This window comes from Hoylesella pleuritidis (assembly GCF_963541955.1).
GTDB classification, from domain to species: Bacteria; Bacteroidota; Bacteroidia; order Bacteroidales; family Bacteroidaceae; genus Prevotella; species Prevotella pleuritidis.
Genome location: NZ_CAUTUT010000011.1, coordinates 81,497 through 106,273, shown reverse-complemented (window position 1 = coordinate 106,273; position 24,777 = coordinate 81,497). Strand labels below are relative to the sequence as shown.

Below are 24,777 nucleotides of genomic sequence, written 5' to 3'. Positions count from 1 at the left end.
GATTATAAAGAAAAATCATAATATAAAAAGAAAAAATTCTAAAATCATTACAAAATAGAGGCAAGACTCTTAGTTATACCTTATTATATATTATATAGCATCAATTAATAGCAAATAAAAAGCGACAAACAGAATTTTCCTGTTTGTCGCTCCGCTGTCGGGATGAGGCGACTCGAACGCCCGACCCCTACGTCCCGAACGTAGTGCGCTACCAACTGCGCTACATCCCGATTTGCAGGTGCAAAGTTAGTACTTTTATTCCAAACGCAAGCATTTTTCAATAGAAAAGTGTAGGAAAAGTTACCTAAATGAACAACGCAGCACCACACACCAAAGATTCTGTACTTCGATTTTAAATATTCAATCTATTTATTACTTCCAAGCTTGAATAAAACCTATATATCAATTTTGAATCTTATACTTGATAACGAGAAGTATGGGAGGAGACGTCCGGAAGTCCTATACCACTCGTCGTCTCCTCCTATACTTCTCATTTCTCACAAATCGGCAACCAAAAGCAACAAAATAAAAGAGCACTGCACGAGATAATACTATCTATTTTACCCTCTCATAAACATAGCGATCTCCTTGTAAACCTTAATAAAAAGGTATAAAGATGCAGTATAAGCATATCGGCCCAAGATTTCAGTCTATTTATAATTGACCTTAAAACACTCTCTTGAAAGCTCTAATATCTCGACATATACAAGACTACTTTTATTTCAATAAATTGTTACGAGCACCTGTGAATTTAGTGTACCATTCCGCAGCATTCCAGAAAAACAGAAAAGTACAAAACTGACAATAAACGATAAGAATATGGATTTTATTTGGGAATATTCCCGAAAACGACTAACTTTGCGGCAATAAACAAAACAATATCCACCAAAATTATGGAAGTACAAGACTTAGAAAGAATGATACGTGAGAAAGAAAATGTCATATCGTTGGCATTTCCCGCATTGATGCGCAAAGTGTATGTATGGATGAGTTTAGCACTCGTCATTACAGGTGTTACGGCTTATGGTGTGGCCAATTCTCCGAGCCTGATGACGGCGATTTATTCCAGCAGAATGACTTTCTGGATACTAATTATCGCACAATTGGCATTAGTGATAGGCGTAACAAGGGCTATCGACCGGCTCTCCCTTACCTCAGCCACCCTACTCTTTATACTTTATTCGGTACTTAACGGCGCAATGCTTTCCGCAATCTTCGCTGTCTATTCTACAACGGTCATCACCCAGGTGTTCTTCATCACGGCAGGAACTTTTGCCGCAATGGCAGCCGTCGGATACTTCACTAAACGCGACTTATCCTCAATAGGGCGCATACTTTATATGTCACTCATTGGACTTATCATTGCAACAGTGGTCAATCTGTTCCTGCACAGTTCGGGATTCGACATGATTCTGAGTTACGCAGGTGTTGCAATCTTCATCGGACTCACCGCTTGGGACTCGCAAAAAATCAAACTTATGCTGGCCCAATGCGACAATATAGATGAGAGTGCACAGAAAATCGCATTGATGGGAGCTCTCTCTTTATATCTCGATTTCATCAATCTATTCCTCTATCTATTGCGAATCTTTGGAAGAGATAGGTAATTGAAAAAGAGCTATTGAAGTTTAAGAGCCTAAGCATTTGTATCTTATTGAATAACAATAAGATACAAATAACTTTTTGATTAACGATCAATCGTATATTATTTAGCCGCTAATTATATTGCGTTTGACCATTAATCACAATACAAATCATACAATAATTGATTTTCATACGATATCAAGATAATCATCTCTCCTCTCCCTTTGGAAAGGAGATAGAAATAAGATAATCCCTTGCTTGTACCCTTTAATCTTCTGTCTAAAATTAAGCTATCCTTTGTTCAGGGCTATCAATCTCCTCATTTAGAGGGCTAAGAGGATGATCAGCTATCAATCATCGATTTTCAATTAGTGAGGTATCACTTCTGGTGATCTCTTTCGCGAATTTCTACACGACGAATCTTGCCACTGATGGTCTTTGGAAGCTCATCGACAAACTCGATGATGCGAGGATACTTGTACGGTGCCGTCTGGTGTTTGACGTGATTTTGCAAATCTTTGACCAGTTCGTCGCCAGCCCGCTCCTTCCATTCTGCACCGAGAACAACGGTTGCTTTCACCACCATTCCGCGCACCTCGTCGGGAATTCCAGTGATGGCACACTCCACAACAGCAGGATGTGTCATCAGTGCCGACTCCACTTCAAATGGTCCGATGCGATAACCGCTACTCTTGATAACATCATCGATGCGACCCTCGAACCAGTAATAACCGTCTTGGTCGCGCCAAGCCATATCTCCAGTATAGTAAACGCCATCGTGCCAAACTTGCTTTGTCAGTTCGGCATCACGATAATAGCCCTTGAAAAGACCGATAGGTTTATGCTCGCCAATACGTACTACGATCTCGCCTTTTTCTCCGTCTTCGCACGAAGAACCGTCAGGACGAAGGATATCGATATCGTATTGCGGGTTGGGCATACCCATCGAACCCGGCTTCGGACGCATCCACGGCATCGTGCCGAGTGTCATCGTAGTCTCAGTTTGCCCAAATCCCTCCATTAAAGAAATACCTGTGAGTTGTTTGAATTTATCAAAAACGGCTGGATTCAGTGCTTCACCAGCTGTGCAGCAGTAACGAAGCGAGGAGAGATCATATTGTGAAAAGTCTTCGCGAATCATAAAACGATAGACCGTCGGAGGTGCACAGAACGATGTGATATGAAACTTCTCCATCTGTCTTAATAGTTTATCGGCCGTGAATTTCTCGTGATCGAACACGAAAACAACGGCTCCTGCAAACCACTGTCCATACAGTTTTCCCCACACGGCCTTACCCCAGCCTGTGTCAGCAACGGTGAGATGAATGCTGTCTTCACGCAGATTGTGCCAGAATACACCTGTCGTGATATGCCCGAGCGCATAGAGGTGATCGTGGGCAACCATTTTCGGCTCGCCGCTTGTGCCACTTGTGAAGTACATAAGAAGCGTATCGCTATTGTCATTCACGTGTTTCGGACGAACGAAAGCAGGTACATTATTTATCTCTTTATGCCAATCGTGGAATCCATCGGGTACCCCCGGACCTATCGAGACTAATGTTTTTACCGTAGGACTCGCACTCATTGCCTCGCTCACTTGTGTTAAAACATAGTCTTCGCCCACACAAACGATAGCCTTGACACCAGCTCGATTGTTTCGGTAAACAATATCATTGGTAGTCAGCATATGTGTAGCGGGAATGGCGACAGCACCGAGTTTGTGCAACGCCAGCATCGAAATCCACCACTCGTAATGACGTTTCAGAATGAGCATTACCCTATCTCCATATCCGATATCCAGCGTTTGGAAATAACTCGCAGCCTGATCGCTCAGGGTTTTAAGATCTTTAAAAGTGAAGATAATCTCCTGACCCGCATCGTTCGTCCATATCATTGCCGTCTTATCGGGCTTTTCGGCAGCCCAAACATCCATTACATCGTAAGCGAAATTAAAGTTTTCGGGAACAATGAAGTGTAGATTTTTCTTATAATCTTCAACGGAAGAGAAATGTATTTGCTTCAAAAAACGTTCTATCATCGTGTTATCCTCCGTTAGATTACAACGCAAAGAAACCGCACAGCGCAGTCTCCGAGTGCGCGCATACAATGTTTCTGACCCGCATCAAAATAGATGCTATCACCCGGATGAAGCGTCATCACTTTCTCGCCGATGGTAATTTCAAGATCACCTTCAAGCACATAGTCGTATTCCTGACCTGCATGCGAGTTCTTATTATGCCTCTTTTCGCCCGGCAAAGGCTCTACCGTGACCATAAACGGATCAACTTTACGACCGCGAAAGCCGCTTGCCAGACTCTCGTAAGCATAGCCTTTGGTACGCTCTACACTCATTCCCTGCTGCCGACGGGTAAGGAAATAAGTACTCATTCGCGGTTCTTCACCGAACAACAGCACGTCAATGCCGATGCCATAACGCTTGGCTATTTTGGAGAGTCGATAGAGAGAAGGATCTGCCTCACCTGCTTCTATCTTCAAATAATGTTCTAATGAAATGTCGCAAAGCTCTGCAACTTCTTCTGCTGGGATGTTGAAGACCTCGCGAAGGCCTTTCAATCGCTCTCCTATTTGTCGTATTGATTCTTCCATATTTTGGTTATTTGTACGTTCCAAAATTACGAATTATTTTTCGGAAAGATAGTTTTTCGACATTTCTTTTACACATTTTATAAGTAGAATGCTTCATAATTGCACACTTGAAAAGGATATGTGAAAAAATGGACAACTCTTTCTTCAAACAGTGAAAGATAAAAACAAGAGAATGGAAGAAGAAAATTTACCCGTCGAAATGAAGAGGATAGAAACGAAGAAAGCTCTCGCCAGGCGAGAGCTTTCCCACTGATAACCTAACTAAAAATGTATAATCGTTTATTAAAAAGCCTGACTTTAAACACCTGTTCGCCGAAATCGCAAAGCAGATACGGGCAAACAAAATTGTAGACAACCCTAATCGATGTCGTAGATTCCACTTTCGGAGAAAGTCGTAAAGAGCAGGGTATTATCTTTCTTCGGGCATTACGATCCAACAAATCAAATAAATGAGTAAACCGCTAAATGCCGTACATATCGTGAGAATAGCGTAAATAATGCGGAAAATCGTCGGATCGAAGTCGAAATAATCAGCTATTCCTCCGCAGACTCCTGCAATAATGCGATCTCTGGAACGATATAATGTCTTTCCTCTTGCCATAATTCTTGCTTTTTTAGATATTTATTCGTTAGACGAAAATACAACCCCGAAAGTTGCACGGGACATCATTTTTTTCTTCACCTGATATCAGGAATAATCCGATTCAGGGCTTTGAGCACTTCCGAAGGCATCGTGCCAGCTTTGAGCAAGATGAAAACCGTGTCGTTACCGGCTATCGTTCCGAGAACCTCTACTATTCCACCGTTGTCGATGTTATATGCAATCGAACCGGCATAACCAGGTTTTGTCTTGATGACTGCGATATTTTCAGAGAAATGAATGGACTGAAATCCCGATGTGAGAGGCACTCCTTGTACCGAATATGATTGTGAGATACGCTTGTAGGCTGTCTCGTTGGGCAGTGCATAAACTTTTCTCCCATCCTTTCCGGTGATTTTCACCGCTTTCATCTGCTTCAAGTCGCGGCTCATTGAGGCTTGCGTCATCTTAAATCCTCGTTTGGCGAGTGCCCGCAAAATCTCTTCCTGACTACCCAATTCCTGCTGAGCAAGGAGCATTTTCAATAGTTCTATTCTGCGATTTCTGGTATCCATTTCTGTATTTTTATACGATTTTCGACTGCAAAACTATGAATTTATTTACAAATAACAGCATTTTGACAGTATAATTATTCCTTGGAAAGAAGACTGGAAAGGCATAAGGAAAGAGTAATTTCACACTTAATATTTCCCGACTTGCGATGTTGACAGATGAGATAAACTGCCGATTTTATAGCAGAATTTGGTCGGAAAACCGTATCTTTGCGGCATTATTAACATTAAAATAATATTTTGAATAAGATGAAGAGATTCGTCAAGCTCATTCTTGTACTTGCAATCGTGTGCGTATTGTGCCCCACCGGTGTAGCGGCCGGCAGTAAGACAGCAGAGAAGAAACTGTCGAAAACAGAGGCAAAAGCCGTGGCCGAGCAGATAAAAGCACAGTGGCTGGCAGATACCAAAGTACGACTGGCATCGGTATATAATAATAAGGTGGCCAAGAGCGATACGCTCACGATGCCTCTTTGGTGGCGAGTCTACGGACAGAAACCCGCAGACGGTTACAGTCTTTATATCTCGTTGCACGGCGGCGGAGGCGTTCCGGCAGCCGACAATGACCAACAATGGGAGAATCAGAAGCTCCTTTATCGTCCTGCCGATTGTGTTTACGTGGCGCCACGGGCACCGTGGAACATTTGGAATATGTGGTGTCGGCGCGGCATTGATACGCTTTACGAGACCGTTATACAAATGTGCGAGGCTTATCTCGATGTAAATCCCAACAAAGTATATATTATGGGCTATTCGGCTGGCGGTGACGGAGTATGGCGAATGGCACCTCGAATGGCTGACAGATGGGCTGCTGCCTCGATGATGGCAGGCCATCCGGGCGACGTTTCACTGCTGAATCTGCGCAACACGCCGTTTATGATTTGGTGTGGAGGGCTTGATGCGGCTTACGACCGCAATCGGTTGGATACTGAACGGGGGCTGCAATTAGACTCGTTGCAGCGCGATGATCCTGAGGGTTATATCCACGAGACACACATTTTGGCTGATAAAGGTCACTGGATGCATCGGCAAGACTCTGCGGCCGTGCATTGGTTGCCGCGTTTCAAGCGCAATCCTTATCCTCGAAAAATTGTCTGGCAGCAGGAAGAAGTTCGTCGACCGAGTTTTTATTGGATGGAGATTCCTGCCAAACAGATGCGTCGGGGAATGACCGTCAGAGCCGAAATTCGCGGCAATGAAATTGATATCAGTCGGTGTGATTATTCTTCGCTCACGCTGATGTTGAATGACGAGATGGTCGATTTAGACCGTCCCGTGGTGGTAAAATATCAAGGTAAGAAAGTATTTAATAAGCGTGTGCCCCGCACCGAGGCCAATCTGCGCAAGACATTGGCTGACAGAGGCGACTTAAGTTTTATATTCCCCGCAGTGATTACGGTTAAAATCAGATAAAAGAAAACAATATGTTACGAGAAGGATTAAGCCACACCAGTCGGCTGACGGTGTGTAATGACAATAGTGCTATTACCCTCGGATCGGGCGATATGCCTGTATTAGGTACGCCGGCGATGCTGGCATTGATGGAGAATGCGGCAATGCTGGCCGTTGCAGAGGAGTTGGATGAGGGGACAACGACCGTCGGCGGGCACATCGAGTCGTCGCATTTGAAACCTTCGAAAATAGGAGCGGAGGTGGAGGCCACGGCTACGGTGACACGGATTGATGGTAAAAAGCTCTATTTTTCCGTCGTTGCACGCGAGGGAACAACGGTGATCGGCGAGGGTACTCACCTGCGTTTTATCGTCGACAGAGAACGATTTCTCTCGAAAGTAATCGGACATTAACCATTAAGAAATCATTGTTGAATTTCGGGAGAATCGTCGGTCGCTTTCCGGAAAGCATCAAATCGCATTCCAAGTAACGGCTGAACGCATTGTAACTAACGATTAAACGCATTGCGTTTAACGGCTTTTCGCATAATGATTAACCGTTAGTTGGAATGCAACTAACGGTTAATCATTATACATTCTCCATCGGTTTGAAGATCAAGCAGATACAAACAAATCAGCGCTCCGGTTCCCCCTCTCTTGGGAGAGGGTTAGGATGAGGCTTCGTCCTAACAGCCCCTTTTCTCCTCTTAGCTTCTTTATTTCAGCGCATCGATCACTTCCGGCATCAGCAAATGCAGTTCTTTCTCTTCAGCTGCAGTGTAAATATTGCCGTCGACAATACAAGGCGCAGCAGTATATGAACCGTTTTTAATCGTATCTTTCACATAAGGATGGCACGCGATCTGCTTTCCGGAATCCACACCGGCGATATCGAAGAATACGCCTGCACCGCAATGGCCAATCAATAATTTATCGGCAGCCCCGAATTCTTTAATGACTTGAATCAGCAATTGATTGTAAGGCTTGTCCGCATTCTGTGCAAACACCGGCACAGCATCACCGCACGAGAAAACCAAAGCATCGTAATCAGCTGCGTGGCCGACTAAACCCTCGATAACATCATCTGTTCTCAACGCGACACCTGAATTAGTTTTGATATCCGTCGAGTCAGAAACGGCAAACAAACGATATTCTATTTTGTTCTCGAAGAAGTTTTCCAAATACGTGAAAAGTCCCAAACCATTTACCGGATTGACTGCCAATACTGCTACTTTTTTACTCATAATCTTTCTGTTTCGTTTAAAATGAATTTGTGTACAAAGATAGTTCTTTTCCGTAAATCAGGCAAGCAGTTACACAGCCGTAATACAGTTACCTTTCGGTAGGAATTAACTGCCTATACAGGATATGCAAATCAGACTTTAACTTTGATTAACCTCATCGGGCGATCAGCCAACAACACGCCCGCCGTTTCAATAAAGCAAAAGCGTCTATGGCTGTTTTCCGATATAGGCCAAGATGCCACCGTCTACATAAAGGATGTGTCCATTGACAAAGTCGGAAGCCTCACTGGCAAGGAATACGGCAGGTCCCATCAGGTCTTCGGGCGTTCCCCAACGACCGGCAGGCGTTTTCGACAGAATAAAACGGTCGAAAGGATGACGACTTCCGTCAGATTGGAGCTCACGTAACGGGGCTGTTTGAGGTGTCGCTATATATCCCGGACCGATTCCGTTACACTGAATGTTATAGCTACCGAACTCAGAACAGATGTTACGTGTAAGCATTTTCAAGCCTCCTTTGGCCGCAGCATAAGCTGAAACGGTCTCACGTCCCAACTCGCTCATCATCGAACAGATGTTGATAATCTTCCCGCGACCTTTCTTTTTCATACCGGGAATGACGGCTTTAGACACAATAAACGGTGCATTTAAATCTACATCCACGACTTTGCGGAAGTCTTCCACACTCATTTCTTCCATCGGGATGCGTTTGATTATACCCGCATTATTGACAAGAATGTCGATAGTGCCAAGCTCACGAGTGATTTGATCCACCAGATTTTTTACTTGCTCTTCGTCCGTAACATCTGCGATGTAACCCTTAACGGCAATACCTTTGGCTGCATAATCGGCCAAAGCCTGATCCAAATGTTTCTGATCACGACAGTTGAAAGCAATTTTTGCTCCTGCCAAAGCAAAAGATTCTGCTATGGCGAAACCGATTCCGTAAGCCGCACCTGTGACTAATGCGACTTTACCTTCTAAGGAAAAGTTTTTTGAAAAAGTATCCATTGTTATTTATTTTATAGTTGACGAGTTGACAAGCCGACGAGTAAACAAGGTTCCGGATAACTCGTTTGCTTGTTAATTCGTCAATTTGTTAACTTGTCTGTTACCCACTTGCCAACTCGTTTACTTACCAACGAGTTCACTCATTTACTCATTTATCTCAGATCCGTTATCTTGACGACTTGCATATCACCATAATCAAGATTCTCACCGGCCATTCCCCAAATAAAGGTATAGTTGCTTGTACCTGCCGCACAGTGGACAGACCATTGAGGAGCAATAACGGCTTGCTCGTTCTTCATCCAAATATGACGGGTTTCTTGGGGTTCTCCCATCAAATGACAGATCATCTGATCGCCGGGAACATTAAAGTAAAGGTAAGTCTCCATACGGCGAAGGTGCGTATGAGCAGGCATCGTATTCCAAACGGAACCTGTCTTGAGCTCTGTTATTCCCATCTGTAACTGACAGGTTTGAACGCCTGCAACGCCGTTGATAATCAATTGATGAATGACACGGTCATTACTTCCGGCAAGACTTCCAGCCTTGATATTCTTGGCATCTTTCAGTGTTACAAGTTTCGTCGGATAGCTTTTGTGGGCAACGGCACTATTCATATAGAATTTAGCCGGCCGCGAACTGTCTTTGCTCGAAAGTACAATGCGATTGGGATGTTCCGCTGTGGAGCGACCGATATAGATTCCTTCTTGGAATCCGAGGTTATAAACCTTTCCGTCTATTGTAACCGTTCCCTCGCCGCCGACATTGATAATGCCAAGCTCTCGGTTCTCTAATAGCGTCTTAGCTTTCAATGGTTCGATGGGATTCAGTTCTAACGGCATCCCGACAGGCTCTGCACCGCCAATCAAGAAGCGGTCATACATCGTGTAAGTCCAGTTGATTTCGTTAGGCGCAAACACCTTATCAATGAGAAACTCTTTGCGAAGGCGTTGCGTATCATAGTTTTTTACATCTGCGGGATGGTTCGCCCAACGGACATTATAATTTGTTGTCTGAGCAATACTGCTTAAAACGAAAAGCAGGAGAGCAATAGAAGTCGTCAGTTTTTTCATTATCGTTTCTTGATTTATTAATTAAATGGATTTAAAGAGATTGACTTTCGTCTGCAATAATCTGTCTGCGATTATAAAGCATCATACCAAGTGTAAGAACCACAAGCACTGTCGGACCGACGTATTTCACGTAACATGTGAGTTTATATATCGTCCATCCGAAAAGCGAAGAGGCAAAATCCAGCGCTCCACCATCAAACCCTTCGGGTATTTTAGCTGCTGAATCGCCCGTAGCTTTATATACTTCATTGGCCGCCATTGTGAAATCGGGTGCCATATCCGTAACGAAATATAAGCCGATGACAATTGCAACAAGTCCTATCAGGTAGGTCTTGACAACATTTCCATTAGTAATCGGAAGCACCAAAGGGAAAAGATAGAACATTCCTGCCAATGAAGCCAAAGGCAAGAACTGGTTTCCGGGCAGGATAACAGCTACGACAAGAGCAGTCGGAATAAGTAAAAGAGACACTACCAACGTTGTAGGATGACCAATAACAAGGGCCGGACTCATTCCAATAAATATCTTACGTCCGTGAAAACGTTTGTCAATCAACTCCTTGGTTTTCTCTGAAATAGGCATCAATCCATCTATAAAGAGTTTCGTTATGCGCGGAATCAATTCCATTACAGCCCCCATCGTGATTCCCAAAAAGAGTATTCCTTTCAGATTTTGATGTGCAAAGACACCGATGAGAAGCCCCACTATAACGCCCAATACAAGTGGTTCGCCAAGCACTCCGAACTTTTTCTTTAAGCCTTCGGCATCTATATCCAACTTGTTGAAACCCGGAATAAGATTCAATACCTTGTCGATGACAATGGCAAAAGGAACAAAACTCAGACAGAAAGGTTGCGGAATAGAGATGGTATCTAAATTCTCATAATAGCGATGAAACTTTCCTGCAATCAGATCTGCACTGACTAACGTTATAATATAGCAGATGATGGCTGCAAAATATCCCCAAAAGAGACTTTCTCCCATCACAAAATAAGCTACAGCACCAATAAAAGCAAAGTGCCAGTAATTCCAAAGGTCAATGTTAACAGTGCGTGTTGTCTTGGTGAGTAACATCAAGAGATTGACACCTAAGCACACAGGAATGACAAGAGCACCGACAGCTGTGTTGTAAGCAACGGCTGCCGCAGCCGGCCATCCCATATCAAAGATGTTGAGTTGCAGCTGATAAAGCTCGGAGATATTACTTAAAGGAGCATTAAAATTAGTCGTCAGCAAAGACGTCACGATGCCTAATCCAACGAAACCGACACCGACATACAGACCGGATTTTAGTGATTTACCGAACTTCATACCGATAATGAGACCGATTAAAGTAAAGAGAATCGGCATCATTACACTCGCTCCTAACTGAATTATATAACTGAATACATTCATAAAACTTACTTATCTTATGATTTCAAGCTACTAATAATGGTAAGACACGCCCTGCACAGTTCCGTGATATACGCCCAATCACCAGCAGCAATCCGCTCTTTGGGAAATAACTTAGACCCCATTCCCACACAAAAAACACCTGCCTTAAACCATTCTGCCAAGTTTTCGCGCGAAGGTTCGACGCCTCCCGTCGCCATAATCTTTGTCCACGGACACGGAGCCATAATATTTTTCACCATCTTCGGCGTCAAAACGTCACCGGGAAAGAGTTTCGTCAGGTCGGAACCCAACTCTTGTGCCTTGCCAATCTCACTGACACTGCCGCATCCCGGACAATAAGGTATCAGACGTCTATTACAAATCGGGGCAATATCCGGATTAAAGAGCGGCCCCACAATGAAGTTGGCACCGAGCTGAATATATAATGCCGCCGTTGCAGGATCAATGACAGAGCCTACTCCAAGAGCCAATTCAGGACACTCATTATCAGCCCATTTCACCAAATTTCCAAATACTTCGTGGGCGAAATCGCCTCGATTCGTAAACTCAAAAGCACGTACGCCGCCGTCATAGCAAGCTTTCACCACCTGCTTTGCCAATTCAACGTCTTTGTGATAGAAGACAGGCACCATACCAGTTGCACCTATCTTCTGCAAGACTTCTATCTTATCAAACTTTGCCATTATATTTCCTATATTTCTCTTTATCGTTGTACTCGACCGTTTGCATTCCCTTTAACAAGCGACTCTACTTCATCTTCACTAACAAGATTAAAGTCTCCGCCGATCGTATGTTTCAAAGCCGAAGCCGCAACGGCAAACTCCAACGCCTCGCCTTGAGTCTTCTTAGTCAGCAAACCGTGAATAAGTCCGGCGGAAAAAGCGTCTCCTCCCCCTACTCTATCAATGATCGGATTAATCTCATAACGCTTACTCTCATAAAATTCTTTACCATTAAAGATAAGCGCTTTCCATCCATTACAAGTCGCAGAATAAGATTCACGAAGCGTTGAAACAACATATTGAAACCCGAATTGCCGTATCATCTGTTCAAAAATACGATGATATCCATCGGCATCTGTCTTTCCTCCTTCTACATCGGCATCAGGACGGAATCCCAAACAGAGCTGAGCATCCTCTTCATTACCGATACATACATCCACGTATTGCATTAAAGGAGACATCACAGAGATTGCTTTCTCAGAAGTCCAAAGTTTTTTACGATAGTTCAAGTCACAACTTACAGTTACGTGATGACGATGGGCGGCCTCGCAAGCAAGCCTTGTCAACAGTGCAGCTTGATTGCTCAGTGCAGGCGTTATGCCACTCCAATGAAACCACTGAGCTCCATCCATTATTTCATCAAAGTCGAATTCCTGTGGATCACACTCTGCAATGGCCGCGTGAGCGCGGTCATAAATCACCTTACTCGGCCGCATCGACGCGCCAGTCTCTGCATAATAAAGCCCGACACGTGCCCCGCCACGGACAATGTACTGTGTATCTACACCGTAACGACGCAGTGCATTCACGGCAATTTGCCCGATTTCGTGCTCGGGTAACTTGCTGACGAAACAACTCTGATGCCCATAATTGGCCAGACTGACAGCCACATTGGCTTCACCTCCTCCCGGAATGATACGAAAACAATCGGCTTGAACGAAGCGACCGTTACCTTCCGGAGAAAGCCGAAGCATAATTTCTCCTAATGTTACGATTTTCATTTATAATGAGTTTATATTTTAAACAATGATCAACGAGCTGACAAACGAACAAGTTAATGTATTGATCAGGCTCCCTTTACAGCTATCGACACTTTCAGTGGAGCGACTAAATTCTGTCTGAACAGGTCGATTTTCTGTTGCCAAACATCTTGATTCTCGACACCACGACCCGTCCATCCTGCACCGAAATAATAAACGAAACGTTCATTCTCTCGCAAAATCTTCTCTCCGATAGCGTGCCCTGCGATATCGCCTTGCAATCGGGAGCACGGTACGAAACGCGTTTTCTCTATCCCATATGGGAAAACTGCCGCCACGTAAATCTGAAAACTATGCCGTTCAGGACTGTCCGTGGGATCCGCATATTGCACAAAATCCTTGCCTAAACGTATGCTTTTCGTATCGGCAGAATGAATGACGACACCTGCACACACCCTTATCGGACGGCGTAAATACTCATACCAAACAGTAGTACGATTGAAATAGCTGCCCTTGTCAAGGCTGATGCGCCTGTGTTCCACAACATCTTTCTGCCCGTCGATTGTCGTTTTACCGTAGACAAACTCCACGGTGAAACGCAACGGACCGTTTTCCAACACCTTATAGCGCTGAAAACAATAGGGCATCACGATGCTATCGCCGATCAATACGCCAGGAGCACCGCACCCCAAAGACGGACCCACGCTATAACAATCAAGTCCATTGCCGTGATCCAAGTGCAATGAGTTTTCCCGTTTCACACTGTCGGCCTCCTCATTTCGCCCTTGTTTACGCAGTTTATCTACCTGACTGTTGGCCACAAACACGTTGCGATAACGCTCCTCCACCACCAAGCGCGGAGTGGATTTCAGCCAAACATCTATGCCGAAAGCCTTTTCGCCCGTGCGTTGCAGTGCCGGACCATAAGCACGATACGCTCCCAGGTCGTTCTCCCACGTAAAATCGTCTACACGCCAAGCGTAAAGTCGCCCGTCAACAGCACTTTTCATCGGCACTGCTTGCCCCGGAACAACCGTATAAGTCACTGTTCCCATCGGTCGCACCTTACTGTCGATAAGCAACAGACTGTCTGTTGTCAGCTGATAAGCAATCTGTTGCCGATAAGCATTCCGAATAATAAGCGCAGACCCATAACCGATTCCGAGCTTATCATATATCCGTTTAGCATCAATCTCCACAACTTCACTTCGTTGTAAAGCCGTAGGATTCGTGATACTCACGCTGATTTCGCCGGCATAAGATGCCATAGGAAACAGCAAAGTCCATATCAGGTTTCTCATTTTCATTTTTCCGGGAATTTGATTCAATTCAATATCGGTCGTCTCAAACGTGTGACAAATGTAAGCAGAAAAGTAGAAAAAGAAGCGTCTTACCCATACAAAAAAGTTCACATATCGTACAAAATGCAATGGAAAGCCTAAACAGAAGAGCACTTTCCTAATTGATAATCCTTCCAAGCCTCCTAAATTAAGAGGTCAGGAAGCTCCGTACGAGAATTCAATTCATAATACATAATGCACAATATATTACCCGAGAATTAACAGTTAACAGCTAACTGTTTTTGACATATATTGCAAACAAAAGCTACAATACATCAACAACATAACGCTCCCATCCCTACGTGGAAGGGAGTAGAGGTAGAACTTCTATCAGCAAGTATCTCTCTGTTAATCAACAACATACAAACAGCGTTGCGATTAACCGTTAATTACATTGCAACTAACAGTTAAACGTACGACGATTAACCGTTAATCGCCGTGCAATTAACCGCTAATCATATTACAAATAACCGTTCAATAAAAAGGGATCTGTATGTATCTAAAAATCAACTACATACAAATCCCTTATTATTTATATTCCTTATGTTATTCCGTTTGAATATTTTTACTCTGCCATCATCGTAATTTCGATGCGGCGGTGAGCATTGAGCAGAGTGTGAGCCATTTGTTTTATGTCAGCAGGCGAGATGCTTTTCAGCAACGACTCATAGTCCGTGTGGAAATCGACACCGTTCCGAAGCTCGTTATATAATATGTAATACCAGTATTCATTGGTAATAATATTCTGCGAATAAGCCTTTAGCAAGAAAGCCTTTACTTTATTCAGGCTGGCTTGGTTGGGACCTTTCAGAGCGAGATTTTCTACTTGTCGATAGACAATTGGGATGAGATCGGCATATTTGGCAGGGGCTGTGCGGAACGAAATACGCACCATTGCCGTAGGCTTTGCATCTTTTTCAAGACTCGAACCGACGCTAACACCATAGGTTCCGCCCTTTTCTTCGCGTACCGAATCAGTATAAGCGATGGTCAAAACACGCTTTAATACATCCAGAATCAGATCATTTTTGGCCGTGAAAGGCACTGAGAAAGGATAGAAAATACTGACAAGTGCCGAGGGAGTCTCCATCTTTTTGCGGAAGAGTCGCGTCTCGTCGGCATTTCGGAAAGACGGATACGTATCGGCAGCAGTCTCTTTTCGATGCATGGCTGGCAGCGAAGCAATATACCGACAGAGCAAAGGCCGAAGCGTGTCAAGGTCTACATTGCCTATGAGAAGCATCTTGAAGCCCGATGCATCGCTAAAACGTTCACGATAAATCTGCATCATTCGGTCGTAAGACACACGTTCGAGCGAGGCTCGTTTCATCGATTGCACACGTGGACTATTGCCATATAGGATGGCCAGCAACGAGTCGTTGTATGCTACTTGGGGATTAGCCTCGCGATTAGTAAGAAACGATCGCATGCGGTTGATGAGAGATCGGAAAGCGATTGAGTCTTTTCGAGGTTGCGTAAAGTAGAGATAGGTAAGCTCCATCATTGTTTTCAGATCTCTGACCGACGATGAACCTTCGATGCTTTGTGTACGATCGTCGATCGAAGGCCAAACATTGACAACCTTGGAAGCCAACATTTTGCGCAGCGTCGACGCATTGAAGCGCCCCACTCCGGCATCTTTTACAACGTTGGTAATCAACGGAAAATTGACGACATCACTGTCCGGATAAAGCGAAGTACCGCCGTTAGCATAGAGATGCATCGTAATTTGGTCTTTGTTATAGTCCGTTTGCTTGACATAAACTTCAACTCCGTTACTTAGTTTAAGCACTTTCACGCCGTGCTTCCCATGGTCTTGCTCCGACAAAATGCGACCTGGCGTTGGTCGTTCGGTCATCAGTTCCTTGGGCACAGCTGACTCTTGATAAGACGTGTAGGTGCGGGCCTGTGCATCAAGAACGTATTTTTCAAACTCCGCAGCGGTCGGAAAGTGCAACTCTTCTTTATCGGGTGCATAGACGGTAAGTACTTGATTGCGGTCGGAAATCAGTGCTTTGGCAGCCGCATTGACATCGGCGAGCGTCACTTGTGAATCGAACTGCGTTATGAGTCGCAGATTTTCTTCGGCCGAAAGCATCGGTTCTGCTTCGAGGAAATGACTTAATGCCGTGCGCACATAGTATCCGTTCTTGCGCATATCACGCTCTTTGAACAAGCGCTCGGCCGCTTTCAGGCGAATGGCTTTAGCTCGTTGGAGTTCGGCCGACGTAAAACCGTAACGACGGGCACGCTCACTCTCGGTCAGAACAGCATCGAACGAGCCGCGAATGTTCTCTTGTCGGCAACCGAACGACAACGAAAAAGCATCCTTAGTACGCGAAACCAAGAACTGTCCGGTGCGTGCTGTGGCACTCAACACAGGCGGATCAGTACGGTGTTGCAGCTCGCTGAGTCGCTCATTAAGCATCGATGCGACGAGGTTTTCTATGTATCCGTCACGCAAATAACGCACTGTAACCTTCTGATCATCGCTCGTTGCGGCGTGTTTCATATAAAGACTGGCCAGGATAATAGGTTGTTCGCGGTCTTTGTCTACTGCAACGATCATCCGCTCGTTATCAGTTACAGGATAATACACACGCTTTGCGGGATTCTTCGGCATCGGAATCGACCCGAAAAGCTGCTTAATCTTAGTCTCGATACGGGCAACATCGATGTCACCTACAACGATAATAGCCTGCAAATCGGGCCTATACCATTTCTGATAATAGTCTCTCAGGTCCTTATAAGGGAACTTATCGACGATGTCCATCGACCCGATGGGTAGACAGTCAGCATATTTCGTACCTTGGTATACTATCGGCAACACGCGTTCCAACATTCTTTGAGTGGCTTTTCCGGCTCTTCGCGTGCGCCATTCTTCGTGAATCACGCCACGTTCTTTGTCTATTTCCTTATCTGTTAACAGCAAATAATGACTCCAGTCGTGCAGAATGAGCAGCGTAGAATCAAGGATTTCCTCACGTTTAACGGGCACCGAGGAGATGTTATAAACAGTTTGGTCGACACTGGTATAAGCATTCAGATTGGTTCCGAACTTAATTCCCACGGTCTCACACCATGGAACGATACCCAACCTACCGTCTTTGCCTGGATAATTTACCGTTCCGTTGAAGGCCATATGCTCTAAGAAATGAGCCAATCCGCGTTGGCGAGGCTCTTCCAAGATAGAACCCACGCGCTGGGCGATGTAAAAATCGGCAATGCCCGGCTCTTTTCCGTTATGCCGAATATAATAAGTCAGGCCGTTCTTTAACTTACCCATACGATAAGTATCATCTTGTTGCACCGTCTGTGCTGCTGACACGACGGGCAACAAGATGTAAAGAAGAAAGGCCAAAAAGCCCTTTTGTATCTTCATTCGCACTGATTTGTTAGTTGCCTAAGCTCGCTTTGCTACGCGGAATAAAGTCGTTGGTAGAATTATTGGTGTCGACATACTTGCCGTTTTCCATCTTCCGAATCACCGACAAACCGTAACGTGTCTTGTCGTTATCCTTTTCCAAACAGTAAGTCCAGCCTGCATCGAGGGCAGCTGAGAACACACTCCATTCATATCTACCCTTAGCACCCAGATTAACGGCATCTACTACCCACGAGTTAGGTATCTTATAAGCCTCTTCTTTCATTGTTTTGTTGAAGCCACCAAAGGTGAATTGATAAGTCGCCGTGTAGAAATTGTTCTTTAAAAAGTCCTCTTTCGATGCTTGCATCTTCACCAATGCATAGCCTTTATAACCTCGATTGTGCAGCATAAAAATCGATTTGGTGTAGCAATACCATTTATCTAAATTGGTAACTGACGGGTTATCGATATCCGTTATATTGTTACTGCTTACATCGTAAAACTCAAAATCTGCTTTACTTAGGTCGTAAGCAGTGGTGCATTTTTCCTTATGATTAATGCCGTCAATGGCTAACAGCAAGCTCTTTCCAGGCTGAACAGGTACCGACTTGCCGTTACCGGGAATCATATAGAGGGCATCTACACTGATGGCTTGCGACATAATATCGGGTGTATAGGCGTGTTTCAATGCCGTATTGAAAGCCGATTCCACAAAGGCTAAGCTATCTGCATAGAGCGTTTCATTAGTGTTGTTAGTCACTTTAATATATTGACCGTTGCTATATTGCTTGCCTTCGGGTGTCAGATTGCCTGAAAAAAAGATTTCGGAAATAACGAATCCCTCTTTGGCCGTATAGGTATTGAGCGTCAGCAAGACATTACCCGGCTTCGTTCCACTCTCTTTTATGGTCACGTTTTGCGTTTGTGCCTTCACGTTGCTGGTAGTTTTGGTACCCGCAATGGTGTAAATAATGGTTCCGGCAACACTCACATTGTAAGTGCCTACGGGCAAATTGGTGGTTGCCACATAGTCGTTGCCCATCTTGGTAAAGGCCGTTATAGTGAAGGTTTGACTCGTCTGAACGTTCATAAACGTTGCTGTGGCATTACTGAGAACGGCATCCGTGAGGTTCAACGGCATTTGCAGTGTTACCGATTGAGCCACAGTGGGCGTCTGTTCGTCGTTATCTTTACACGAAATAAGCGTCGTGCACACGGTTAGGAGCATCAAAAAGCTCATCAAAATTTTGTTGTTCATTGTTCTGTTATTATTGATTTGTTATACAATTATTAATAAGTGATCCCTAACGTGAGGCCTACTTGCTGTCCGTTGTTTTGTACGTTGCTAAACCACTGACTGCCAACCAACTCACAATACACCGTTAATCGCCGTGCGGCCAACGTGTAATCGCCTCGCAATTTGCCATTAATCGCCGTGCAGTTAGCCGTCAGTTGTCGGTAGGTAGCATTGACTTTTCGGATAAACGATGCTTCCATATTGGCGTAAGGCATTGTAATGGCCTTGTCGATGTTGGCCGAATAACTACCGCCCAACACGCATTCGAAAGTGAAACGGCGTGTAACGGGGATGAGCCATTGGGTATCCAACCGACCGTAAAGCCGTCGGTCGTCCATCTGTCGTAATGGATATGCATAGCGTTCGCGGCTGTTTCGATAACCCACGGCAGCCCGTACATACCAGCAAATGCGGTTCTGCTCACCGTAAACAGCGTGGAGCGAAGCATCCGTCAGCCGATGTTTATACATCGTTAAGTCTGCTAACACGGGGTATTCGCCGCCTACTGCGTTACCAGCCACGTGTTCGTCGCCGCTCTTCCGGGTATGATCGAAGTGTCCGAAAACGGCCAGACAGCGTGCGCCTTCGCGTTTCCAACCTGCCGTAAGACCTACGCGCGCAACATAAAGGGTGGTCAGCGGCAGCGAGTTATACTCGTTGGAAATGCGCTCATAATGATGCGCCGAAAGCGCAACGGTGCCAAACCAGCCCACTGCCGATATCGGGTGGGCATCTATTTGCAAGCCGATACCGCCGCCTTTGTAATACATACTGGTGGCCGAAGCCGTGAAACGAGCATTGTAAGTGCCCAATCCTGTCATCTGATATTCGGTTACACCGCCTGCTTCTTGATGAAAAACAACGTCGTTATTCTGCTTATAGATGTTGGCTTCTGCGGCCAGTGCCCATCGCTCCAGGCCCCAATCGCGGGCCGCACCGACGCGTAACGTAAGGTCGGAGACAATACCTCGCATCCGCGGATCACGCTTACGGTATTCCTGTTCAGCCCTGAACAGCAGTTCGCCGGCCGCAGTCCATTGGCCCATTCGTGCCGAATAGCCCCCGCTGAAACAGTAACGCTCACTGCGGGTGTTACCTCCCACGGTATCGGCCAACACATAAGGCGCCAACAAATGATAATCAGTGGTGCTATTCCAAGTGATGTTTCGCGTCTCGCCAGTCGTATACGAGGCTGCTCCCCACACCGTGGTGCGGTCTGAAAGACGGATATACGAAACTGCTTTCAGCGCTCCCGACAGCTGACCGGAACCTTTTTCCATCACCACGGGTATTTTTTCGTGCCCCCAATCGCTTTGAAAGAAGAGCGCGGAATGCGTCTTTCGGAATGCCGTTCCATAGAGTGCGGGATTCGTCCAACCTGCACGACGCGTGTCATTCCACATCCGTGCGCGTTCCGTCCGGGCCGAATCGAGATCTGATGCACTCATTTTCGTTGCAGGAATACAGGCCAATGCCAGCGTGATTGCATACAGGAAGCGTTTCATCTGTCCATCCATATCAAGTTCAGTACAAGTCGGTTGCCGCTCGTTTGAGCCATTTCGGCATAGTCGGTATAAGCCCGGAAGCGTCGGGTATGCACCGTTTGAGTTACGTCTTTGTATTGTATCAAGCCCTCGATACTGACCATATAGGCTCCGCGCAGCAACGAGATACGGAGTGTCTGACCGTTGAAATCGGCCGAAGTCGTCACCTGTCGCGTGTTGAGATTGGTCAGAACAGCCGTTGCCTGCACGCGATCGACCGTGAGCGTATCGCCTGCATTCACAGTAATATCGGCCTCGGCGAAGTATTCTTCATTGTCTTCGTGGCAGGCAGTAACGGCTATTACCACCGCAAAACATATCATATAAAAGAGCTTTTTCATTCTTTTCTGCCTCCCTGTTCATATCTTCACATTCATCTCCAACCCAAAATAAGGATTTACGTGACGGCGAATCGTAGTACCATTATTCTCATAATCGGGCGTATAATCCCATATCTTATTGCAGAACAACGCAATGTTGAGGCGATCGCCAAACAGCTTTTTCGTTACTTTTAGGTTGAGATTCATACTGAAAGGCACCGTATCTTTGCGATAATCAGCATCCGTATATCTCCTCACCAACCATCGGAGATACGTGTCTTGGGCGTCAGCGGGCTTCCAGTCGTGCACCGTTCCGTCAGCACTCATATACTGTTCAGGTTCGTTACTCAACCTTTGGCGCTGCGAAGAAGTAAACCATAAGCATTGCGCTGACAGTGAGAAGGCCAACCGAAGTTTAGGAATATCGGTGTCAAACGTAAAGTTTGTGTTGGCCATCTGGCGCTTGACGCCCTCATTGTCTTTGTAAATTCCGGCATAAGGAATCTGTTTTCCGCCTACGACTGCATTCGGGCGCTGCATCAAAGTGATAGAGTTATGATAGAGAGTAACAAACCACGCACCTGTAATTGTCAATCGGGTGTGCAGCCGACGGATACGTTCAGACGCGAAAGTATATTCTATTCCGCGTTTCAACGTACGGCTCCCATTGGTGTATTCACTGTGACCGAAGAGTTCGCTCATCGTGGAATAGGGCAGATTGGCCACAGACGGCGGAGCCGTTAACTTGGAAGCATCTACGCCCGAAGCATCGTATTTCTTGTACATAAAGGGCGAATAGATGGTAGAAGACCTGAAACCCGAACGCATATCTTCGCGAAACAGTGTGACAGAAAGGCGGTTTCCGCCGACGTTCACATCTGCACTGATCTCCCATTTCAGGTTACGTGCAGGGCGAAGAGCCTCGTTTGTGGGGTCAATGATATAGGTTTGCTGATTGATTAAACGGTAAGCTGGGTTGCTGTGGTAATAATTGAGCTGCGTGATGTCGAGATAAGCGGGTCCCGGATAGAGCTGATCCATCGTAGGAGTCTTGGTGTGCCGGCCCACACCCGCAGCAATTCGGATAAACGAAGGACGGTGAGCAAAGGTGAATTTAGGGAATGTCCAACCCGCATTAACGCGCGGATCGCAATATACCTGGCCGTGCATCGCATAATGAACAGGCAGATTGAGCATCTCGCTTGCACGCAATCCACCCACCAACTCGAATGTATTTCGGCCCAAAGAGACTGCTATTCGCTCCTCGGCATAGGCCGAAACGGTATGCATCGCACGGATGCCCGACAGCCGACGAGCCCTTGCCGAGGTACCAGGATACAGTGGACGGAGCGGATTGAATACCTGACCACGCCCGTAATTCTTATCCATATTCCAATCGATTCCGATGAGAAGGGTGTTGGAAATACGGCGTGCAGGTACCTGAAAACGCGCATTCAGCTTGGCGAAAAGATTCAAAGGCTTACCGTCTACATCTTGGCTTGCCGTGTAAGTAAAGGGCAACAGCACGGCGTTCGACTCGCCTTCGGTGAGCGTTGTGGCCGCAGGTGTCTCGCGTTGGAGTTGCACCAAGCGGGTGCGCGACAGCAAATCGTGCTGGTAAGAAGCCGAAACGGAAGCGAGAAATGACTTGAACCAGAGGACACGCATAGGCTTCAACTCTACCGAAGTGAGTGCAGCAACGCGGTTATAGGCCGACCGATAGCGGTCGACATTGCCATAATTGAGATCTGGATCGACCTTTTCGCGATCGAAAGAGCCGCCGTAATCCAGATTGGTCGACAGTTGGACGGTATGCGAATGACCCATCCACAGCTTCCCGAAACGGGCCGAAAGCGTTACGCGCTGATAGTTTTGGAGCGTGTTTCGAGGGTCAGCGTGGGCATCAAGATAATCAATACTGAGGTTGAGTGTGCGTCGATCAGCCCACTCAAAGCCCTTGGCCAGGTGGAAAAGTTTGCTTCCCATATCGGCCTTTAACCGTGCATTAAGATCGTGCCCACCCCTTTTCCGCTCGATGCGAACCACTCCACTGGTCATATCTCCATATTCCACAGAGGGTATTCCGCGGATAATCTCCACGCGTTCGATGTCGTCTGTGGGAATGGTTCGCATATCCGCGCCACGATTGGTGAAGTCTCTTGTGGTGGCTTTCGATTCCCACGAGCTGGCAAGAAACTGCATATTGGCATTGTTGCTGATAGGAGCGCCATCGAGAATAAAGCTCGTTCCGAGCGACGAAGTGGCGTAATTGGAACTTGCAAGAGGCAGAGCCTCGCGCAGGCGAATGGTATTCGGCGCCGTGAGTAACGGGTCATGCGCCCGTCCACCGGGTAAAAGTTCGAGCAAATCGGCGAACGATGAGGGTTGAAGATGCTCCATTGCATGGCGCTGAATAACAGAAGCGCCGGCCAAACCACGCGACTCTTGCGCCGTGACAACGACTTCGCCAAGACGCTTTACATCAGGAGTGAGATAATAAACGGCCCCTTCGGCAGCTTTTACTGACAGTCGCTGATAGCCGATATAAGTAATAATGAGTGTCTTGCCGACCGCAACATTCAGGACAAACCGACCCGAAACATCAGTCACTGCACTGCCTTTCTTCTGCCCGTCAACCGTAACGGTGGCCCCGACAATCGGCTCGCGACTCTCCCGGTCGAGAACCGTTGCACTGAGTTTTGTTTGTGCCAAGCCCGAACACACATATAAACAGCATACGAATAGAAATCCTATCCTTACTTTACTCATTTAGTAACTCTCTTGATAGGTATGCAAAATTAAGAGAAATTAGATATTTAAACAATACCTAAAAATAACGATTCATATTCTTCCAAACTATCGGATTACCTATAAATAGGTATTTTTCTTAATTTTACAGCACGTCATACGCATATCCGTCGAGTGTAAATAATGAGAATGATTGAATTTCGATGGCACATCATCCATATCTTATTGTGAATCAATAAAATACGAATCACTTTTCAAGTAACGACTTTTCGCAGTACAACTAACCGTTAAATGCACGCCGTTTAACGGTCTTTTGTAAGACAACGAACGGTTAAACGCACGACGATTAACGATTAATCGCCGAAAGATTTACATTCATCTGATTATCAGCAATATACAATCGCCCTGGATTCTATGTGATAAATAATGATGAGAAACACAACGAGCCGAAATCATTTCATTACACATTGCGCTGTGAACAGCTATTATTTGCCAATACAAAGATAGATATTGATGCTTGACAAACAAGTTTTTTAATTTCTTTTCCTATCGTTCAGTCGGATGCAAAATATCGGGCGGTTTATCATAAAAATGTTACGCTACAACAAATATGATCATTTCTGAACGATTTTTGACATCGATTGAAGAAAAATTTTACTATTTTTGCAACAGAAATCTACGGTCTATCACATCTAAACATACAACTATGATGCATTTCAATCTACACCTCAACAGACGGCAGACAGTGGCTTTTGCTTTACTTTTGTTCGTCGGTGTTGTCCGCACTCAAAACAACACGAGGATGCAAAACACCGTTTTGCTCAGTCTTCTCGTAACGATTGCATCGCTGCCCACATTCGATCTGCAATGGCAAGCACCCTTTTTGAGCTATACATTAATCGGAGTCGTCACCACATTACTGCTTTTCGCCAAGCGGGAGGCGTCTTAGTGATGGTTATCGGTGTGACTTATCTCCTCTATTTACATACCACAAATAAAACTTT

General features: G+C 45.6%; 20 protein-coding genes and 1 tRNA gene. 4 read left to right on the top strand and 17 right to left on the bottom strand.

The window, feature by feature from the left end:
* Window positions 1-157: 157 nt before the first annotated feature.
* A tRNA-Pro gene (locus RWY97_RS06325) sits at window positions 158-230 on the bottom strand.
* Between the two features lie 663 nt (window positions 231-893).
* On the opposite strand from RWY97_RS06325, the gene RWY97_RS06320 reads away from it, so the two are divergent.
* Window positions 894-1,607: a Bax inhibitor-1/YccA family protein gene (locus RWY97_RS06320; protein ID WP_021584230.1), complete on the top strand. Its 714-nt coding sequence runs from the start codon at window positions 894-896 to the stop codon at window positions 1,605-1,607.
* A gap of 356 nt (window positions 1,608-1,963) precedes the next feature.
* On the opposite strand, the gene RWY97_RS06315 is transcribed toward RWY97_RS06320, so the two are convergent.
* The 4 genes from RWY97_RS06315 to RWY97_RS06300 all read right to left on the bottom strand — a co-directional run bounded on the left by RWY97_RS06315 (window position 1,964) and on the right by RWY97_RS06300 (window position 5,346).
* Window positions 1,964-3,622: an AMP-binding protein gene (locus tag RWY97_RS06315; protein WP_021584185.1), complete on the bottom strand. Its 1,659-nt coding sequence runs from the start codon at window positions 3,620-3,622 to the stop codon at window positions 1,964-1,966.
* Window positions 3,623-3,636: 14 nt separating this feature from the next.
* Window positions 3,637-4,191, bottom strand: coding sequence for a helix-turn-helix domain-containing protein (locus tag RWY97_RS06310; protein WP_021584097.1), 555 nt, complete (start codon window positions 4,189-4,191; stop codon window positions 3,637-3,639).
* 409 nt (window positions 4,192-4,600) lie between these two features.
* On the bottom strand, window positions 4,601-4,792 hold the full coding sequence (locus RWY97_RS06305; protein ID WP_021584191.1) for a PspC domain-containing protein: 192 nt from the start codon (window positions 4,790-4,792) through the stop codon (window positions 4,601-4,603).
* 77 nt (window positions 4,793-4,869) lie between these two features.
* A complete protein-coding gene (locus tag RWY97_RS06300) occupies window positions 4,870-5,346 on the bottom strand; it encodes an arginine repressor (RefSeq protein ID WP_314079030.1) in 477 nt (158 codons plus the stop codon).
* A gap of 246 nt (window positions 5,347-5,592) precedes the next feature.
* Here RWY97_RS06300 and RWY97_RS06295 point away from each other — a divergent pair, with 246 nt between their 5' ends.
* Both RWY97_RS06295 and RWY97_RS06290 read left to right on the top strand, forming a co-directional pair.
* Window positions 5,593-6,756, top strand: a complete 1,164-nt coding sequence (locus RWY97_RS06295) for an alpha/beta hydrolase (protein WP_315566158.1) — start codon at window positions 5,593-5,595, stop codon at window positions 6,754-6,756.
* A gap of 11 nt (window positions 6,757-6,767) precedes the next feature.
* Window positions 6,768-7,148, top strand: coding sequence for a thioesterase family protein (locus RWY97_RS06290; protein WP_273177857.1), 381 nt, complete (start codon window positions 6,768-6,770; stop codon window positions 7,146-7,148).
* 302 nt (window positions 7,149-7,450) lie between these two features.
* Here the strand turns inward: RWY97_RS06290 and RWY97_RS06285 are convergent, their stop codons facing one another.
* From RWY97_RS06285 to RWY97_RS06230, 12 genes are all read right to left on the bottom strand, one after another.
* Window positions 7,451-7,978: a DJ-1/PfpI family protein gene (locus tag RWY97_RS06285; protein ID WP_024992152.1), complete on the bottom strand. Its 528-nt coding sequence runs from the start codon at window positions 7,976-7,978 to the stop codon at window positions 7,451-7,453.
* A gap of 207 nt (window positions 7,979-8,185) precedes the next feature.
* Entirely contained in the window at window positions 8,186-8,989 is an 804-nt protein-coding gene (locus tag RWY97_RS06280) for a gluconate 5-dehydrogenase (RefSeq protein ID WP_315566157.1), read from the bottom strand.
* A 152-nt stretch (window positions 8,990-9,141) separates the two neighbouring features.
* Window positions 9,142-10,059 carry a 5-dehydro-4-deoxy-D-glucuronate isomerase gene (gene kduI / locus RWY97_RS06275; protein WP_315566156.1) on the bottom strand — a complete coding sequence of 306 codons (918 nt, stop codon included), beginning with the start codon at window positions 10,057-10,059 and terminating at the stop codon, window positions 9,142-9,144.
* A gap of 31 nt (window positions 10,060-10,090) precedes the next feature.
* Window positions 10,091-11,455 (bottom strand): PTS galactitol transporter subunit IIC, encoded by a 1,365-nt coding sequence (locus RWY97_RS06270; protein WP_021584213.1) that lies wholly within the window; start codon window positions 11,453-11,455, stop codon window positions 10,091-10,093.
* Between the two features lie 14 nt (window positions 11,456-11,469).
* The gene (locus RWY97_RS06265; protein WP_315566154.1) at window positions 11,470-12,138 is read right to left on the bottom strand and encodes a bifunctional 4-hydroxy-2-oxoglutarate aldolase/2-dehydro-3-deoxy-phosphogluconate aldolase; all 669 of its coding nucleotides are present in this window, start codon (window positions 12,136-12,138) and stop codon (window positions 11,470-11,472) included.
* A 20-nt stretch (window positions 12,139-12,158) separates the two neighbouring features.
* Complete coding sequence (locus RWY97_RS06260) at window positions 12,159-13,178, bottom strand: sugar kinase (protein WP_021584231.1); 1,020 nt, start codon at window positions 13,176-13,178, stop codon at window positions 12,159-12,161.
* Between the two features lie 65 nt (window positions 13,179-13,243).
* The gene (locus tag RWY97_RS06255) at window positions 13,244-14,458 is read right to left on the bottom strand and encodes a BT3233 family polysaccharide utilization protein (protein WP_315566151.1); all 1,215 of its coding nucleotides are present in this window, start codon (window positions 14,456-14,458) and stop codon (window positions 13,244-13,246) included.
* Between the two features lie 604 nt (window positions 14,459-15,062).
* Window positions 15,063-17,873: a M16 family metallopeptidase gene (locus RWY97_RS06250; protein WP_390883269.1), complete on the bottom strand. Its 2,811-nt coding sequence runs from the start codon at window positions 17,871-17,873 to the stop codon at window positions 15,063-15,065.
* Between the two features lie 19 nt (window positions 17,874-17,892).
* Window positions 17,893-19,122, bottom strand: coding sequence for a DUF4876 domain-containing protein (locus RWY97_RS06245; RefSeq protein ID WP_315566149.1), 1,230 nt, complete (start codon window positions 19,120-19,122; stop codon window positions 17,893-17,895).
* A gap of 32 nt (window positions 19,123-19,154) precedes the next feature.
* Window positions 19,155-20,678: a DUF6850 family outer membrane beta-barrel protein gene (locus RWY97_RS06240; protein ID WP_315566147.1), complete on the bottom strand. Its 1,524-nt coding sequence runs from the start codon at window positions 20,676-20,678 to the stop codon at window positions 19,155-19,157.
* On the bottom strand, window positions 20,663-21,046 hold the full coding sequence (locus RWY97_RS06235; protein WP_315566146.1) for a hypothetical protein: 384 nt from the start codon (window positions 21,044-21,046) through the stop codon (window positions 20,663-20,665). Before RWY97_RS06235 ends, RWY97_RS06240 begins: the two co-directional genes overlap by 16 nt.
* Window positions 21,047-21,064: 18 nt before the next feature.
* A complete protein-coding gene (locus RWY97_RS06230) occupies window positions 21,065-23,794 on the bottom strand; it encodes a TonB-dependent receptor (RefSeq protein WP_315566144.1) in 2,730 nt (909 codons plus the stop codon).
* 685 nt (window positions 23,795-24,479) lie between these two features.
* On the opposite strand from RWY97_RS06230, the gene RWY97_RS06225 reads away from it, so the two are divergent.
* A complete protein-coding gene (locus RWY97_RS06225; RefSeq protein WP_315566143.1) occupies window positions 24,480-24,722 on the top strand; it encodes a hypothetical protein in 243 nt (80 codons plus the stop codon).
* Window positions 24,723-24,777: the final 55 nt, after the last annotated feature.

Excerpts from the sequence above, each read along its gene's own strand:
- RWY97_RS06320 (WP_021584230.1), top strand. The coding sequence starts at position 894 with ATGGAAGTACAAGACTTAGAAAGAATGATACGTGAGAAAGAAAATGTC.
- RWY97_RS06315 (WP_021584185.1), bottom strand. The coding sequence starts at position 3,622 with ATGATAGAACGTTTTTTGAAGCAAATACATTTCTCTTCCGTTGAAGAT.
- RWY97_RS06310 (WP_021584097.1), bottom strand. The coding sequence starts at position 4,191 with ATGGAAGAATCAATACGACAAATAGGAGAGCGATTGAAAGGCCTTCGC.
- RWY97_RS06305 (WP_021584191.1), bottom strand. The coding sequence starts at position 4,792 with ATGGCAAGAGGAAAGACATTATATCGTTCCAGAGATCGCATTATTGCA.
- RWY97_RS06300 (WP_314079030.1), bottom strand. The coding sequence starts at position 5,346 with ATGGATACCAGAAATCGCAGAATAGAACTATTGAAAATGCTCCTTGCT.
- RWY97_RS06295 (WP_315566158.1), top strand. The coding sequence starts at position 5,593 with ATGAAGAGATTCGTCAAGCTCATTCTTGTACTTGCAATCGTGTGCGTA.
- RWY97_RS06290 (WP_273177857.1), top strand. The coding sequence starts at position 6,768 with ATGTTACGAGAAGGATTAAGCCACACCAGTCGGCTGACGGTGTGTAAT.
- RWY97_RS06285 (WP_024992152.1), bottom strand. The coding sequence starts at position 7,978 with ATGAGTAAAAAAGTAGCAGTATTGGCAGTCAATCCGGTAAATGGTTTG.
- RWY97_RS06280 (WP_315566157.1), bottom strand. The coding sequence starts at position 8,989 with ATGGATACTTTTTCAAAAAACTTTTCCTTAGAAGGTAAAGTCGCATTA.
- kduI (WP_315566156.1), bottom strand. The coding sequence starts at position 10,059 with ATGAAAAAACTGACGACTTCTATTGCTCTCCTGCTTTTCGTTTTAAGC.
- RWY97_RS06270 (WP_021584213.1), bottom strand. The coding sequence starts at position 11,455 with ATGAATGTATTCAGTTATATAATTCAGTTAGGAGCGAGTGTAATGATG.
- RWY97_RS06265 (WP_315566154.1), bottom strand. The coding sequence starts at position 12,138 with ATGGCAAAGTTTGATAAGATAGAAGTCTTGCAGAAGATAGGTGCAACT.
- RWY97_RS06260 (WP_021584231.1), bottom strand. The coding sequence starts at position 13,178 with ATGAAAATCGTAACATTAGGAGAAATTATGCTTCGGCTTTCTCCGGAA.
- RWY97_RS06255 (WP_315566151.1), bottom strand. The coding sequence starts at position 14,458 with ATGAGAAACCTGATATGGACTTTGCTGTTTCCTATGGCATCTTATGCC.
- RWY97_RS06245 (WP_315566149.1), bottom strand. The coding sequence starts at position 19,122 with ATGAACAACAAAATTTTGATGAGCTTTTTGATGCTCCTAACCGTGTGC.
- RWY97_RS06240 (WP_315566147.1), bottom strand. The coding sequence starts at position 20,678 with ATGGATGGACAGATGAAACGCTTCCTGTATGCAATCACGCTGGCATTG.
- RWY97_RS06235 (WP_315566146.1), bottom strand. The coding sequence starts at position 21,046 with ATGAAAAAGCTCTTTTATATGATATGTTTTGCGGTGGTAATAGCCGTT.
- RWY97_RS06230 (WP_315566144.1), bottom strand. The coding sequence starts at position 23,794 with ATGAGTAAAGTAAGGATAGGATTTCTATTCGTATGCTGTTTATATGTG.
- RWY97_RS06225 (WP_315566143.1), top strand. The coding sequence starts at position 24,480 with ATGATGCATTTCAATCTACACCTCAACAGACGGCAGACAGTGGCTTTT.